The organism is Enorma phocaeensis, assembly GCF_016901575.1.
In the GTDB taxonomy this organism is placed as follows: domain Bacteria; phylum Actinomycetota; class Coriobacteriia; order Coriobacteriales; family Coriobacteriaceae; genus Limicola; species Limicola phocaeensis_A.
Map to the genome: position 1 here is coordinate 1 of NZ_JACJKQ010000057.1, position 1079 is coordinate 1079.

Genomic DNA, 1079 nt, shown 5'->3' on the forward strand with positions numbered 1-1079 from the left:
TGTTGATGTGCAATAAGAAATGGTCCGAATGAGCACCGGTTTCTGAGCAACGCGTGCACCGAAAAATGAGCAGTTTGAGCATGAGGGCCGCGCCCCCTTGGACCAGGGGCGCGGCCCCCGCCGTATGGTTGTCCCGGGCGCGTGCTTTGGCGAGACCGCCCGGGAAGGATGGAGGAGATGACCGTGCCCCTGGATGTGAGAAATGATATACGCTCGATGGATGCGGAGGGGGTGCCGCGGGCCGAGATAGCCCGCAGGCTCCGGCTCAGCCGCAACACCGTCGCCAAGTACGCCGACATGGAGGACCTGTCGCCGGAGCCCCCCGCGCCCGCAGACAGGCCGCACCCGGCGATCGACCCGCACGCCGCCTGGATCGACGGGGTGCTCGAGGCCGACCTGGGCGCCCCGCGCAAGCAGCGCCACACCGCCAAGAGGATCTACGACCGGCTCGTCGAGGAGAGGCGCTACGAGGGCTCCTACTCCGCCGTGCAGCGCCACGTGCGCGAGTGGCGGCTCGCGCGGGCGGCGGGCGCGGGGGACGGCTACCTCGAGCTCGAGTGGGCGCCCGGCACCGCCCAGGCGGACTACGGCAACTTCGAGGCGGTGGTCTCCGGGGAGAGGCTGCGCCTGAAGCTCCTCGTCGTCTGCCTGCCCCACTCGAACGCGCGCTACGCCGTCGCCGGCATGTCCCAGCGCGCCGAGTGCATGTGCGCGGGGCTGGCCGGCGTCTTCGGGTGGATCGGGCGGGCGCCCCGCGAGCTCGTGCTCGACAACGCCACCGAGGCCGGGAGGCGCCTGCGCGGCGAGGTGACCGAATCCCACCTCTTCTCGCTGTTCCGCGCCCACTACCGAATGGGCAGCCGCTACTGCAACCCGTACTCGGGCAACGAGAAGGGGTCGGTGGAGAACGCGGTCGGGTTCATCCGCCGCAACCTGCTCGTCCCCGTGCCCGCGGTCGGCTCGCTCGCCGAGCTGAACGACCTGCTCAGGGACGGGTGCGACCGCTTGAACGCCGCCTCGCGGGCGCGGGACGGCCGCCCGACCCCGGAGGTGCTCGCCGAGGACCTGGCCGCCATGCT

Annotated in this window: 1 protein-coding gene; it reads left to right on the plus strand. The window is 71.1% G+C overall.

Annotated features, from left to right (window positions below):
- Positions 1-177 precede the first annotated feature (177 nt).
- On the plus strand, positions 178-1079 hold a 902-nt coding region (gene istA / locus H6A15_RS10160), incomplete at its 3' end, for an IS21 family transposase (RefSeq protein ID WP_204673638.1).